The 13,782-nt window shown below is 68.4% G+C and carries 11 protein-coding genes; 4 read left to right on the top strand and 7 right to left on the bottom strand.

Annotated features, from left to right (window positions below; translation table 11 throughout):
* Positions 1–154 precede the first annotated feature (154 nt).
* Positions 155–1,150 carry an amidohydrolase family protein gene (locus ACFYO1_RS11975; protein WP_387229717.1) on the top strand — a complete coding sequence of 332 codons (996 nt, stop codon included), beginning with the start codon at positions 155–157 and terminating at the stop codon, positions 1,148–1,150.
* A 3-nt stretch (positions 1,151–1,153) separates the two neighbouring features.
* On the opposite strand, the gene ACFYO1_RS11970 is transcribed toward ACFYO1_RS11975, so the two are convergent.
* Entirely contained in the window at positions 1,154–1,948 is a 795-nt protein-coding gene (locus ACFYO1_RS11970) for a GntR family transcriptional regulator (protein ID WP_387229715.1), read from the bottom strand.
* Positions 1,949–2,252: 304 nt separating this feature from the next.
* Here ACFYO1_RS11970 and pucD point away from each other — a divergent pair, with 304 nt between their 5' ends.
* Positions 2,253–4,571, top strand: a complete 2,319-nt coding sequence (pucD, locus tag ACFYO1_RS11965; RefSeq protein ID WP_387229713.1) for a xanthine dehydrogenase subunit D — start codon at positions 2,253–2,255, stop codon at positions 4,569–4,571.
* Between the two features lie 34 nt (positions 4,572–4,605).
* On the opposite strand, the gene ACFYO1_RS11960 is transcribed toward pucD, so the two are convergent.
* Entirely contained in the window at positions 4,606–6,105 is a 1,500-nt protein-coding gene (locus tag ACFYO1_RS11960) for a PucR family transcriptional regulator (RefSeq protein ID WP_387229711.1), read from the bottom strand.
* 170 nt (positions 6,106–6,275) lie between these two features.
* Here ACFYO1_RS11960 and ACFYO1_RS11955 point away from each other — a divergent pair, with 170 nt between their 5' ends.
* Positions 6,276–7,400 carry an FAD-dependent oxidoreductase gene (locus ACFYO1_RS11955; protein ID WP_387229709.1) on the top strand — a complete coding sequence of 375 codons (1,125 nt, stop codon included), beginning with the start codon at positions 6,276–6,278 and terminating at the stop codon, positions 7,398–7,400.
* Between the two features lie 223 nt (positions 7,401–7,623).
* On the opposite strand, the gene ACFYO1_RS11950 is transcribed toward ACFYO1_RS11955, so the two are convergent.
* Entirely contained in the window at positions 7,624–8,745 is a 1,122-nt protein-coding gene (locus ACFYO1_RS11950) for an epoxide hydrolase family protein (protein ID WP_387229707.1), read from the bottom strand.
* 219 nt (positions 8,746–8,964) lie between these two features.
* Here ACFYO1_RS11950 and ACFYO1_RS11945 point away from each other — a divergent pair, with 219 nt between their 5' ends.
* Complete coding sequence (locus ACFYO1_RS11945) at positions 8,965–9,183, top strand: DUF6480 family protein (RefSeq protein ID WP_387229705.1); 219 nt, start codon at positions 8,965–8,967, stop codon at positions 9,181–9,183.
* A 9-nt stretch (positions 9,184–9,192) separates the two neighbouring features.
* On the opposite strand, the gene ACFYO1_RS11940 is transcribed toward ACFYO1_RS11945, so the two are convergent.
* The 4 genes from ACFYO1_RS11940 to ACFYO1_RS11925 all read right to left on the bottom strand — a co-directional run bounded on the left by ACFYO1_RS11940 (position 9,193) and on the right by ACFYO1_RS11925 (position 13,727).
* Complete coding sequence (locus ACFYO1_RS11940) at positions 9,193–10,293, bottom strand: glutamate--cysteine ligase (protein WP_387229703.1); 1,101 nt, start codon at positions 10,291–10,293, stop codon at positions 9,193–9,195.
* 53 nt (positions 10,294–10,346) lie between these two features.
* Entirely contained in the window at positions 10,347–11,768 is a 1,422-nt protein-coding gene (locus ACFYO1_RS11935) for an MFS transporter (RefSeq protein ID WP_387229701.1), read from the bottom strand.
* A 5-nt stretch (positions 11,769–11,773) separates the two neighbouring features.
* Positions 11,774–13,126 carry a carotenoid oxygenase family protein gene (locus ACFYO1_RS11930; protein ID WP_387229699.1) on the bottom strand — a complete coding sequence of 451 codons (1,353 nt, stop codon included), beginning with the start codon at positions 13,124–13,126 and terminating at the stop codon, positions 11,774–11,776.
* Positions 13,127–13,214: 88 nt separating this feature from the next.
* Complete coding sequence (locus tag ACFYO1_RS11925) at positions 13,215–13,727, bottom strand: SRPBCC family protein (RefSeq protein ID WP_387229697.1); 513 nt, start codon at positions 13,725–13,727, stop codon at positions 13,215–13,217.
* Positions 13,728–13,782 lie beyond the last annotated feature (55 nt).

Here is a 13,782-nt window from a genome sequence, read left to right as displayed (position 1 = left end):
ACATGCAATCTGTTGACACGTCGGTAGGGCTGTGCTGAACTCGGTGCCATCGAGTCGGCGTCGGGCCGGCTCGCCGCCGCGTCGACAGAGCGGCCCGTAGGTGCGGTGATTCGCGGCCGGGGATCTCATCCCGACCTGATCAAGGAGAGCCACGATGATCATCGATACGCACGTCCATCCGACAAATCTCGTCGACGAGGCATGGCGTCATACCGGTGAACCATTCACCGGTGAACGCACGCTCGAAATGATGGACGGCCCGTTGTGGATCAATGGCAAGCCGCGCCGGGTGGACATCAGTTGCATCATGCCGCCGCCGGGTAATACCGCCTGGCGGGAGGGCAATCGCAGCGGCCGCGAGGGCATTCGCGATTACCAGGCCTATATCACGTCGCTGGTGCAGAAATATCCGGATCGGTTCGTCGGAAACTTCATCTACAACCCGCGCTTCGGGCCCGAGAACGGGGCCGCCGAATTGGCGTTCCATGTTCAGGAACACGGCTACAAGATGATGAAGCTCCATGCGAACATGCACTCGTACCGCCCGGACCGGGCGCTGGACTGGCTGCGTCCCGCGCTGCGGGTCTGCGCCGACCTCGGCGTGACGGTGCTGATCCACACCGGCGACGGTCCCTATTCCATTCCCACCCAGTTCTATCCGATCATCCGGGAATTCCCGAGCGTGAACTTCATCCTCGGGCATTTCGGCATCCAGACCGGCGGCGTCTACTGTTTCGAGGCCTTCTGGATGATCCAGGACTCGACGAATGTCATCGGCGAATCCGGCTGGTTGCTCCAATCGCGAATCGTCGAGTTCGCGAAGGAGATGAAGAAGAGCAAGATGGTCTTCGGCACCGACTCGCCACCGAACGAACCGGGAATGTGGGCGCGCGAACTGGAGGTCCTGTGCCATGAGCCGCCACAGGGACTGAACTTGTCCGAGGACGACCTGGAAGGTTATCTGGGCAACAATATGGCGAAACTGCTCGGGCTGGCCCCGACACCGCCGCCCAAGGACAAGGCCGAGGCGGAGGCATACCTGCGCGGTGAGGTCACGCAGGCGTCGGCGACCAATTCGCACGCCGATCACTACAGCGGCTACACCCCCTCGGCCTGGGCCGAGGAAGCGGTGCTGGATTCGGCGAAGTAGCCGTTAGCGAGGGGTCTCGATGGGGTGCGCGCGACGGCGGGCGCGCCCCTCGGGGCCCGGCGCGGTCTCGTCGCCGACGAGCAGCGAGAAGTTCCGCCGACGCGGTGTGCCGCCGGACATGCCGTCCCTGGTCGTCGCCTGCGACAGTCGCACCCGGAGCCGGGAAATATGGCGCCGCGCAACGGTTTCCGCGCAATCCGGATCGCCGGCCGCCATCGCGTCGACGATGTGGGTGTGTTCGTCGAGCGCGAGCCGGGGGGCGTCCTTGCTCCGCCACAGCGAATGCAGCGCAAGGTGCGACCGCCCGGCGATCGGCTCCAGCGCGGCCGTCAGGTGGGCGTTCGCGGCGATCTCGCGGAGGGTGCGGTGGAACCGGATATCCAGTTCGATATGGGCGGCGTTGTCCGCGCCGCTGCCGAGCACGTGTTCGTGCTCGGCCAGGATCTGCCGCAGCGTGGACAGGCCGTCGGCATCGAGGTTCTCGGTCGCCAGCCGCGCGGACAGGCCCTCCAGCGATTCGCGCACCACATACAGTTTCCGCAGGTCAGCGATGTCGACCTTGCTCACCTCGGCGCCGCGGCGGGAGACGTGATTCGCCAGGCCCTCATAGATCAGGCGTTGCACCGCCTCACGCACCGGCGTGCGGCTGACCTCGAGCTGCCGGGCGAGCTCGGGCACGCTCAGCGCCGTGCCCGGCGTCAGTTGATTGCGCAGGATCGCCGCCTTCAGGGCCTCGTACGTACGGTCGGTGAGAAGTTCTCCGGACGCGCGGTTCTCCTGAACGGGCGACTCGGGCATGACGGCACGCCTCCTTCATGGACAAGTGCCGTAATATTACATGCAACTCGGTCGGCGGCCGCCGAGGCACCCGCCGGACCATGCGGGGCACCGCCCCGAAGCCTTGGCAGCGAGCGATCCGCCCGTGTAGCATTCGTTCGATCTCCGGTCGGGGATGTGCCGATCGCCTTGGCGGACAAGACGATTGGGTGGGAATGGGCCGGTCGAATCGGTCAGCCCCCGACGTTTCCACGCGTCGCACATCAAGGAGTCAGCTCATGAACAGCACCGGCCCGACCCGATCACTCGACGCCCGGTGGTCCCGATGACCGCCATGGTGCGCGCCGCCCGTACGCACGAGGGAAAGGGCGTGGGCAGCAGCGCATTACGACCGGACGGTGCACTCAAGGTGACCGGCGAATTCGCGTACTCGTCCGACCTGTGGATGGACGGCATGGTCTGGGCCACCACGGTACGCAGTCCGCATGCCGCGGCACGCATCCGATCGATCGACGTGAGCAAGGCGCTGGCGGTGGCCGGTGTGCACGCGGTGCTGACCCATTCGGACGTCCCCGGCGCGAAGACCTACGGCATGAAGGTCGCCGACCAGCCCGTGCTCGCCATCGATGAGGTTCGATACCAGGGCGAGCCGGTGGCGCTGGTGGCCGCGGATGATCCCGAAACCGCCAGGCAGGCAGCCAAATTGGTGGTGGTCGACTACGACCTGCGGGAACCGGTCACCGATGCCGAACGGGCCCTCGACCCGCAGACCCGGATCATTCACGATGGTTCGAACCTGGTGCGGCACGTCAAGATCCGGCACGGCGACATGGCGGTCGCGCGCGCCCGGGCAGAGGTCGTGGTCGTCGGCGACTACGAGGTGGGCATGCAGGACCAGGCCTTCCTCGGTCCCGAATCGGGCCTTGCCGTTCCGGCAGACGACGGCGGCGTGGATCTGTATGTCTCCTCGCAATGGCTGCACAAGGATCTCGAACAGCTCGCGCCCTGCCTCGCGCTGCCGCCGGACAAGGTCCGGCTGACCATGGCGGGGGTGGGCGGCGCGTTCGGCGGCCGCGAGGACCTGTCGGTGCACGTGCACGCCTGCATGCTGGCACTGCACCTGGGCAAGCCGGTGAAAATGGTCTACAACCGCTACGAATCCTTCTTCGGCCACGTCCATCGGCATCCGGCGAAGATGCGCTACGAGCACGGCGCCACCAGGGACGGCAAGCTCGTCTACGTCAAGGCCCGGCTGGTGCTCGACGGCGGCGCCTACACCTCGACGTCCCCGGTGGTGATCGCGAACGCGTCGTACTTCGTGGCGGGGGCGTACGCGGTCGAACACGCGGAGATCGACGGGCTGGCCGTCTACAGCAACAACCCGCCGTGCGGGGCGATGCGCGGTTTCGGCGCGGTGCAGTCGGCTTACGGTTGCGAATCCAATATGGACAAGCTGGCCCGCGAGCTCGGGATGGATCCACTCGAACTGCGGCTGAAGAACGCGATGACCACCGGCACGGTGTTGCCGACCGGTCAGGCGGTCGACGGGCCGGCCCCGGTCCGGGAACTGCTCGAAGCACTGCGCGACCGGCCGCTACCCGCGGCCGACCGGGGCCACGACTTCCGTACGCTGCCAGGCGGTGTCGGCAACACCACCCATGGCGAAGGCCTGCGCCGGGGAGTCGGCTACGCGGTCGGGGTGAAGGCGATCGGTTACTCCGGCGGCGTGGACGATATCTCCACGGCCAGGGTGATCCTGTCCGTCACGGCCGGCGAACCGGTGGTGTCGATCCACACCGCCGCGGCTGAATGCGGGCAAGGCATCACGACGGTGCAGTCCCAGATCGCGACCACCGAGCTCGGGGTCACCCGGGTGGTGGTGCTGCCCGCCGACACCCAGATCGGTGACGCCGGTTCGGCTTCGGCGTCCCGGATGACCTGGATGTCGAGCGGGGCCGTGCAAGGTGCGTGCAGGCAGCTCGCTTCGGAGCTCGTGCGCCGGGCCGCGGCGGCGACCGGCCGCAGCGCCGCCGCGCTTACCTTGCGGGACAACGTGATCGCGGACGTCACCACCGGCGAACCGGTGGTCTCGATCGCCGACATGATCGGATCGGACACCCTGGAACGGGTCCACGAGTATCACCACCGGCCGACCCAGGGCATCGACCCGGAACGCGGACAGGGCAACGCGCACATCGCATTCGCGTTCTGCGCGCATCGCGCCGTGGTGGATGTCGATGTCGAGCTCGGGCTGGTGCGCGTCGTCGAACTCGCGGTCGCCCAAGACGTGGGCAAAGCGATGAATCCCCTGGCCGTCGAGGGCCAGATCGAGGGCGGCAGCGCGCAGGGCCTCGGGTTGGCGCTGATGGAGGAGATCCTGGTGGATCACCAAGGGAGGGTGCGCAATCCGTCGTTCACCGACTACCTGATCCCGACCATTGCCGACGTGCCGCCGATGCCGATCACGCTGTTCGAGTTCGCGCACCCGGACTCCCCCTACGGCCTCAACGGCGTGGGCGAGCCGCCGACGCTGTCCGCCACGCCCGCCATCCTGAACGCGTTGCGGAATGCCACCGGACTGGATCTGGCTCGGATTCCGGTGCGGCCCAGCGACATCGCGCTCGATCCGCTGATGGCGTCCTGACCGGTGGGCGGCGACGAGTGGAGGCTTGTCGCCGCTACCGCAGGGCGAGCGCGAGAAAGAAACCGGCGCGGTCCTCGAGGCGGGACAGGTCTCGACCGGTCAGTTGCTCGATGCGCTGGATGCGGCTGCGCAACGTGTTGACGTGGATGTGCAGCAGCTCGGCGCATCGGGTCCAGGCGCCGGAGACCTCGAGGAACTGCTCGAGCGTATGGACGAGGTCGGCCCGGTGCACCCGATCGTAGGTCTGTAGCGGGTGCAGCAGGCGGGTCTGGAGCGTCAGGCGTACGTCCGCGGGAACGCTGGCCAGCAGCAGGGTCCTGGCGGCCAGGTCGTCGTGGCCGACGACGCTGCCGGGCCCGCCACGCTCGGCGGCCACCCGGCACGCGGAGCGGGCCTGGTCGACCGCCTCTCCCAGCCCCGTCCGGTCGGCGACGCCGCTGACGCCGACCGCGAGCCGGCTGCCGTGCAGGCCGGGCGCCAATGCCGCGACGGTTCGCGCGATGTCGCGTACGGCGTCGGGGTGGGCGGGAAGTACTGCGATCGCCACACCGTCCACCACCGCGACCGCCGGCCCGCCGGCGTGCAGGATTTCGCGCAGCAGCGCGCGTAATTCGTTCGGTCGCAACGTATCCGCGTCTATCGACGCAGCCACGGCGCGATAGCCCGCGGCCGACCCGAGGCCGGTCAGTTCCAGTCGCGTCAGAATTTCCGGCGGTTCGGCTCCGGAGACGATCCGTTCGAGGAGTTCCTGCGCGAGCCGCATCTCGGCGCGCTGCTCGTCATCGGCGCGGGCGTGTTCCAGTGCGACGACAGCGGCCAGATCCGCGACCAGCGCACGCTGTTCGCCGGGCCATTCGGTGCAGTCGGCCTCGAAGATCAGCAGCCAATCCCCCGCCCGCGCGACGCGCTGCTCGTCGACCGCGAAGACGGTGCACGGCGGGTCGGCCTCGCGCAGCACCACCGGCAGATTCCTGGCCGAAAGAAAGGCATCGATCGCCGTGGCGGGCGGCGGCGGCGAGCCGGCCACCAGGCGGCCGGTCGACGACATCACCCAGCAGCGCAGGCCGAAGTCGCGTTCGATCGAATCGATCACCGGGCCGAGCCCGTCGCCGGCCGCCAACTCGCGGTTGCGCCGCAGCGCCGCACACAGATCCGCGGCACGGCCGGTCGCGAACATGCGGTTTATGTACTCGGTGACGACCGCGAAGCCGACGGTCACCGGCACCTGGAACAGCGGCACACGGTGGCGCCGGCATGCCTCGACCACGTCCTGCGGCACACCCCCGTAGCGGGCCTGGCCCGCGACCAGGCCCGCGACTCCCGCACCGGCCAGCGCGGACACGAAGGAATCGCTGTCGGCAGGATCCCGCCGCCAATGCAGTCCGGTGAGCACCAGCTCACCACCGGAGAGGTAGCGAGCGGGATCGAGCATGTCCGTCGTGACCACCCAGCGCACGAAGCGGTCCTGCTCCTGCTCGCCGACCAGCAGCTCGAGACCGAGGTCGGTCATGGTGAGCAGGGATCGCAGTCGCACAGTGATCAACGTTACCGGCGTCAATTCGAAACTGCCCCATATATTTTCGGTTCGGGTATGCGCCTACGCGGCTCGGCCGGCCACTAGACCTTGACACGATCCGATTTCGGCGAGTAGAACTTAGTTCGTTGCAACGAACTAAGTTCGTTCCGCTGATGTGGAGGTGTGTAATGCGGGTTTCCGTGATCGGGGCCGGTCTGGGCGGTCTGGCTCTCGCGCAGGGTTTGCGTGGCGCCGGGATCGAAGCGCAGGTGTTCGAACGGGATCCGGGGATCGTGGCGCGGTTTCAGGGTTATCGACTGGTGCTGAACGAGATCGGTTTCCAGGCGGTGCGCGATTGCCTGCCGGACCGCTGGCATGCGCTGCTGGATGAGATCGTCATGGATGCCTCGGCCGAGCAGCTGGTCCTGGATCCGCAGCTCGACGAGATCGGCAGGCTCGGTGCGGGCCGGACCGGCATCGTGGTCGATCGCCAGGTGCTGCGGCAGCTGCTGCTGACCGGACTCACCGTGCACACCGACGCGGCGCTCACCGGCTACGACGTCCTGGCCGACGGCACTGTCGAAGCCCGGTTCGCCCACCGCGACCCGGCCACCGCCGACCTGCTGGTCGGTGCGGACGGCGTGACCTCCGCGGTCCGCGGCGTGCTGTCACCGCAGACCGTCCCGACCGACACCGGTGTCCGGTTCGTCATCGGCCGTACGCCGTTGACCGAGCAGTTCGCGGGCCTGTCCAAGGCCTACGGCTCGAAGATCGCCGGTGACGGCGTCAGTCTGCTGCTCGGTGCGATGCGGTTCCGCACCCCGCCGAAGCAGGCCGCCGAACAGCTGGCCCCCGAGGTCGTGCTGCCCGATATCGGCGACTACGTGCGGTGGGCGATGATCTTGCCGCCGCACGGTTCGCTCGAGGATCTGAACGCGCAAGACGCTGTGCTGTCCCGGATGCGGGGTTGGCATCCGCTGCTGCGTGCGCTGATCGAGCAAGCCGACCCGGACAACAGCACGCTGCTGTCCATTCGCGTGGTCGAACCCGGAAAGCGTTGGGCGCCAGGCCCGGTCACGCTGCTCGGCGACGCGATCCACGCCACCTCCCCGACCGGCGGCAACGGCGCGAACACCGCGCTGCGCGATGCCGACCTGCTGCGCCGCAGCCTGATCGAGGCCGACCGGGGCCGCCGCGACCTGCGCACCGCGGTAGACGACTACGAGCGGCAGATGTTCGTCTACGGCGCCGAGGCCGTGCGGAGCAGCCTCGACAAACTCCCGGCCTTCGCCCCTACGGCACAATTGTCCTGACGCCGCCGCCCGGCCGAGGTCGGTCCCACGTCAGACCGCGCGGCTGGGCATTCGACCGGCTCGCGGGCATTCACGGGCGGCCAAGCTGTCGAAGGTCCACTCCGTACGATCGAAGGTGTGGGCTCGTGCGGGAAGAGGACGCGCTGTCGCCGAAGGCCGCGCATACTGCGTGAATCGCCGACGGGACTCCCGTGCGCGGACTGTGCGGGGATGCGATGGGTGGTCAGCGGACGAGGCGGAAGAATCCGCGGACCTGCTCGACCAGCGATTCCGGCTGTTCAAGCGCGGCGAAGTGGCCACCATGCGGCAGTTCCTCGAACCAGCGCAGGTCGGTGAACCGCAGTTCGGCCTCGCGCCGCGACGGGCGGGTTATGTCGCGCGGATAGACCGACAGCCCGCACGGCGCGGTGACCTTGTCGCGGAAGTTGGCGAAGCTTTCCCAATACAGGCGCGCCGACGAGGTCGCCGAGGCCGTGAACCAATAGACCGAGATCTCATCGAGGATCTGCTGCCGTGACACCGCGTTTTCCGGGTGGCCGTTGTGGTCGGTCCAGGCCCAGAACTTCTCGGCGATCCACGCGGCCTGACCCGCCGGAGAGTCGGTGAGGCCGTAGCCCAGCGTCTGCGGCCGCGTCGACTGGATCGCCGAGTACCCCCGGCCGGTGCGCCGGAACTGCTTCTCGGCCTCGAGGTTCGCCAGCTCCGCAGGCGTCGGGTCATCGAACACGCCCGCCGCCACCGACCCCAGGTTCAGATGCACCCCGGCGACCCGGTCGGGCGCCACCTCGCCCAGCGCACCGGACACCGCCGAACCCCAGTCACCACCCTGTGCGCCGTACCGCTGGTAACCCAGCGAAACCATCAACTTGTCCCAGGCACGCGCGATGCGAGTGACGCCCCACCCCGTCGTCGACGGCTTGTCGCTCCAGCCGTACCCGGGCAACGACGGCGCGACCACGTGGAACGCGTCCGCCGGGTCCCCACCGTGCGCGCGCGGGTCGGTCAGGGGGCCGAGGACCTCGAGGAACTCGAGCACCGAACCCGGCCACCCGTGGGTGAGCACCAGCGGGAACGCGTCCGGCTCCGGCGAGCGGACGTGCATGAAATGGATGCCGAGCCCGTCGATCGTGTCGCGGTACTGCGGGAACACGTTGAGCCGCGCGGCGAACCCGAAGTCGTAGTCCTCGGCCCAACTGCGGCACAGCTCCTGCGCATACGCCAGCGGCAGCCCCTGTGACCAATCCTCTACCGGCTCAGGCTCGGGCCACCGCGTGCGCCGTAACCGTTCACGCAGTTCCGCGATCTCGGCTTCGGTGATACTGACCTCGAACGGCTCGGCGGTCATACGGACTCTCTTCCTCGCTGGTTATCGGATCGGATGCAGGTCAGGGTGCAGCCGTCAGCCAGCACGCAAGTGTGAACCATCATGTCCGCCCAGGCGCGTGGTCAGGTTCGGCCAGCACCCGAATCTGCGCGCACCGGGCCAGTGTCGCGGCCTACCGGAGCCGGCAAAGCCCACGTTGAGTCGTTGTTTCGGTGTCTGGTGCGCGGGTATCTCGCGGCGATGACCATGGATCCCGACCCGGCGCGTACACCGGACCTCGAACCCGGCGGCGGTGTGCGGCCCGGCTCCACTCCCCCGGATACCCCGCAGACCTCGGGTCTCTCGGCACCGGAGCCCCGCACCCGTAATCACTTCCCGCCCACCGGAATTGCCGCGATCATCGCCGTGATCGTGTTGGTGATCGTGTTCCTCACCGTGGCCGTGGGGATCTTGCTGTAACCGGCTTGCTCACGAGCATCCTTCCAAGGTGGCTGTCGCGAGTTCGTTGATCACGTCCGCGACATCACCACGGGCGCGCAGCGCCAGGGTCTGGCGGCGGGCGCCGTTGCCCCGGCGCAGTACCGAGTCGATGGTCTCGTCGACAAAGCTGCGCGCGCCGAGTTCGTCCAGCGCGGCCTCGGTATGCCGGCGCAGTCCGGCTATCAACGCTCGAACGGGAGCGACGCGGCGAGTGACCGGGTCCAGTCCGTTTCCGTCGAGTCCGGAACGGGCGGCATTCCAGTACGCGGCGCGCAGGACTTCGGCCGGCACCTGGGGCGCCCGCTCCCCCTTCTCGATCGATTCGAGCGCGGTCATCGCCGCGGCTTGGACCAACGTCGCCAGCAGAGCGGATTCCGCGATCGTCGCGGGCACATCGCTCACCCGGACCTCGACGGTCGGGAACGAGTCGGAGGGACGGATGTCCCAATACACCATCTTCCGATCGAGGATGTTGCCGCTCGAGAGCAACATCTCGACCATGGCCTCGTAGTCGTCCAGCGAATCGAAGTACGGCGGCGGGCCGGCACTGGGCCAACGCCGCCACAGAATGCTTCGCCAACTGGCGTAACCGGTTTCGGCGCCGTGATAGATCGACGAGTTCGCGGTCAGCGCCAAGCAGACCGGCAGCCACGGCCGCAGATGGTTGCTGACTTGCACGGCGACTTCCCGATCGGGGACCCCGACGTGGACGTGGCAGCCGGACAACCCCTGTTCGCTGGCGAGCATGCCGAATTCGCGGGCGATGCGCTGGTATCGCGGGGTGTCGGTCACCGGGAACCGCTCGGGAACCGTCGGCGGGATCGCCACCGCGAGCAGGCGCGCGTCGTTTCGCTCCGCGCAGACCGCGACATCGCGGCGCAGTTGTGCCAGTTCCTTGAGCAGGGCCGCGGTGTCGCTGTGCACGTCGGTGCTGGTTTCGACTTGGCAGCTGGTCAGTTCCAGCTGTAAGTCGACGCCACCCTCTTCGGCTGTCTGCGCGACCTCGGCGTTCTTGGGGACCGGAGCCCCTGTCACCGGATCGACCAGCAAGAATTCTTCTTCGACACCGACCGTCACCGAGGTTGCCATGGCAGGAAGATGCCCCAGGATCGACCCGGCAAACAGCGGCACCGCCCAGCTGTTTACGCCGCGGATCGGTCGCGGAGGACGGCGGTCAGTAGCGCCGCGGCCGCGGCGATGACGGCGGTGGCGGTGAACACGGCGCCGTAGGCGTGGGCGAGCTGGGATGGCGGGGGTTGAACGCCGGAGTCGCCGGCTGTAGTGGCGATGGCGAGTAGGCCGGCGAGTCCGAGCGCGCCGCCGATCTGTCGGGTGGTGTTGATCAGTCCGCCGGCCAGCCCGGTGTCCGCGGCGGGGACGCCGGCCGTGGCGCGCGCGGTGAGCAGGACGAACGCGACGCCGAGTCCGGCGCCGACGAGTAACGACGGGGCGGCGATGCCGGTCAGGAATCGACTGTCCACGGAAGTGCGCGCAAGCCAGGCCAGCCCGGCCGCGAGCAGAGCCAGGGCAGTAACCAGCAGGGCACGAATGTTGAGCTGCCGAGCCAGTTTCGGCGTGATCGTGGAGGCGGCCGTGATCATGATCGCCAGCGGCAGCTGGGTGAGGCCGGCTTCGATCGGTGTGTAGCCGAGCACCTTCTGCTGGTAGAGCGGGAGGAAGAAGAACAGTCCCAGCCACACCGCGCCGAGCAGGGTCATGACGATGTTCGCGGCCAGCACCCCGCCGATGCGCAGGATCGCGGGCGCGACGAGTGGCTGCGCCAGCCGCCGCTGTGATCCGGCGAAGACGACGAGCAGCAAGACCGCCGCGATCAGCGGGGCGATGACGCGGGGCGCGGTCCAGCCGTATTGTCCGCCGACCGAGAGCGCGTAGGTGAGTGCGGCGAGGCCACCCGTCACCGAGACCGCGCCCCACAGGTCGATTCGGCCGCCCGCCGGCAGGTCGGCGGGCACCAGCGCTATCGTGGCGGCCAGCACCGCGACGGCTACCGGTGCGCCGACGAAAAACACCGCGCGCCAACCGAATACGCCGGTCAACAGGCCGCCTGACAGCACACCGGCGACGCCGCCGATGCCCGATACCGCGCCCCACACCCCGATGGCCCGCGCGCGGCCCGCGCCCGCGGGAAACAGGGTCAGCACCAAGGCGAGCGCGGTCGGCGCGAGCAGTGCCGCGCCCACGCCCTGCCCGACTCTGGCGACGAGCAGGACCGCGGCGGTGGGGGCGAGCCCCGCCGCGATCGACGTGGCCGCGAAAATCGCTGTGCCGGTGAGGAATACCCGCCGTCGCCCGAGTACGTCGCCGAGTCGGCCGCCCAGGAGCAGCAGGGCCCCGAAGGCGAGCACATAGCCGTTGACCACCCAGGAGAGCCCGACGGGTGACAGTTCGAGCCCGCGCCCGATGTCGGGCAGGGCAACATTGACGATCGAGGTGGTCAGCACGACCAGGAACTGCGCGGTGGCCAGGACGGTGAGCCCGATCCAGGCCCGGGCCGGCGAAGTGGCGGCGCGGGTGACGGGGACGGGCTGGGGTCGGGAGTTCATCGGATTCAGTCCGCGATCCAGGATCCGTGGATACCGCCGGGCACGTGCCGGGGCAGTTCGACGGCCGCGAGCGGCGGCGCGGTGACGTCGCCGGCGTCGAGGACGAGCAATTCCGAGGCCTGGCCGGCGCGGTCGCCGACGAGCACCAGCAGGTAACCGTCGTCTTCGCCCGTGGCGTCGGCGGCCGGGACGAAAACGGCTTCGCCGGGGATCCGGCCCGCACCGGTCGGGGCCAGCAGGCGCGCGCCGGTGTCGTTGTCGTACTTGACGATTCCGACGCCGTCGTATCCGGAGCCGGGGTAGGCCACCGCGTAGCTGTAGCGGTTGCGGCGCCCGAGGTAGTCGTGATTGATGGTCGGGAATTCGGTGACCAGCGAGTCCATCATTTCCTCGCGTGCGGCGCTCTGCCCGGGTTCGAGGACCCAGCGGTATTGCAGAGCCCCGGCGACCGGGTCGGTCGGGTATCCGGGCGCGCCGACCCACCACTTCCACGAGGTCTCCCAGGCCGAGCGGTCCAGCCTGGGCCCTTCCACGATGACCCGCCCCGCCGCGTCCTCGTAGGCGTTCGAAACATGCAGCATCGCACCGGGTTCCACGTCGAACCACTGCACCGGACCCGGGCTGGTGCGGGGCAGAATACCCATGCGCGGCTGGTAGGCGTCATCCCACCGGTAAGGGATGCCGGAGGTTTCGGCGAGGTTGAAGGTCACCGACAGGTCCAGCCACACCGCGTAGTGCTCGGTGATCGCGAAGTCGTGCATCAGCGACGGGCCCGCCCCCTCGACGACCTGCTGGTGGCGGATGTCGCCATCGGCGGAGGCGATGTAGTAGATCAGGTGCGGCGCGACCGGGGAGTAGGCGAAGAAATGCAGCTCACCGGTGACCGGGTCCACCTTCGGGTGCGCGGTCATCGCGGTTTTCAGCTTGCCGCCGAAGTCGTAGGCGCCGACCGTATCCAGCTCCGGAGTCACCTCGAACGGCAGGTTCGACTCCTGCAGTGCCAGGATGCGGCCGGCGTGCTCGATGATGTGGGTGCCCGCCACGCTGGCGGTCAAGTCGATGCTGCCGTCCGCGCGGATATAGGGCGCGCCGTCGAGGGCGGGCGTCTTCACCCAGCGGTTGCGATACCACTCGGCCTGACCGTCACGCAGCCGCAGGCCGTGGATCATGCCCGCGCCTTTGAACCAATGTTTCGGTGTGTCACCGGGTTTCGGGTTGTGGCCGTTGCGGAAGTAGCGGCCGTTCAGTTCGGCGGGGATGGTCCCGCGCACCGGCAGGCTGTGCGCGGTCAGCTCGTCCGGCACCGGCTGGTAGTGACCGGTGAGGTAGGGCTTGGCAAGGGTGGTGTCGCTGTTCATCGGGGTTACCTCGTGATTCATTCGAGCGGCCGGGGGCGCGTTCCGGGAACGCACCCCCGCCAAGGGTTTTCGTCGTAGGTGCGCCGAGTTATCCGGCAGTGCCCTCGATGTGCGCCTTCAACAGTTCCAGTCCGGGCTGGACCTGTGCCGGGTCTTCGACCGGGTGCGGGCCGGGCGGTTCGGTGTCGGGGATCAGCCGTTGGAACAGCCGGCAGAACAGAGTGGTTCCGTCGCCGAGATCGAAGGTGGTGAAGGTGGCGATGGCGTGCATCGCCGAGACCGGGACGTCGTCGTCGAGTACGTCGCGGCCGACCACCGTCCACAGCTTGCCGGGAACCCGCGCCACCACGGTGTATTCCTTCGGCTTCTCGTTCAATTCCGGAAAGATGTACTCCATCAGCACATCTCCGAGTTCGGCCGGGACGTCCTCGATGCCGCGCCGCACCTCGGTTCCCGACGCGAACGGCAGCCACTTCGGCAGATTCGACCAGGTCGTCGCCCAGTCGTAGACGACCTGCGCGGGGCGTTCGACGACGATGTGGTTCTCTACGAACCGGATATTCAGGTTGTCCGGGATCTGAGGCACGTACAGGTCAGTCATGATCTCTCCTTTTGGGTCGGGCGCGGAACTCCCGGGTCTGGGCGTTCCGGTCGGG

The organism is Nocardia sp. NPDC006044 (assembly GCF_042871115.1).
In the GTDB taxonomy this organism is placed as follows: Bacteria; Actinomycetota; Actinomycetes; order Mycobacteriales; family Mycobacteriaceae; genus Nocardia.
This window is presented reverse-complemented; position numbering and strand designations above follow the sequence as displayed.